The following is a 447-nucleotide window of genomic DNA, read 5'->3' on the forward strand; positions in this document are numbered from 1 at the left end:
TTGAAAATCAATAGTCCATCAGGCTCCATTACTCTCATGCACTCGCTGAATCCCTGTTTCAAATACTCCGGCCAGTCAGTCGGTAGGATTCCGTATTTATTGGCCAACCAGCTCCCCGTCCCCGCATGAATCAAATGTGGCGGGTCAAATACAACAACCTTGAAACTGTTATCAGGATATGGAATATCCCGGAAGTCCATCTTTACATCAGGTTTAATCAGCAAAGTACGTCCGTCACACAAGGTTGTTTCCAACTCTCTGTTGTCAGCATAAATTACCTCTGGATTCTGCCTATCAAAATAAAACATCCGGCTACCACAACAAGCATCTAATATCTTTTTCATGTACCACCTCTAAATATTAATTTTGACAATAAAATACCAACCATCGAATATTGACGGTTGGTACTCTTTTAAAGGCTATCAGGATTTACATCGTTTTCGTATT

At 40.5% G+C, this 447-nt stretch carries 1 protein-coding gene; it reads right to left on the reverse strand.

The window, feature by feature from the left end:
• A partial coding sequence (locus NE664_14040) for a class I SAM-dependent methyltransferase (GenBank protein MCQ4727755.1) occupies window positions 1–344 on the reverse strand: 344 nt, incomplete at its 3' end.
• Window positions 345–447: the final 103 nt, after the last annotated feature.

It is taken from the genome of Anaerotignum faecicola, assembly GCA_024460105.1.
Lineage (GTDB): Bacteria > Bacillota > Clostridia > Lachnospirales > Anaerotignaceae > JANFXS01.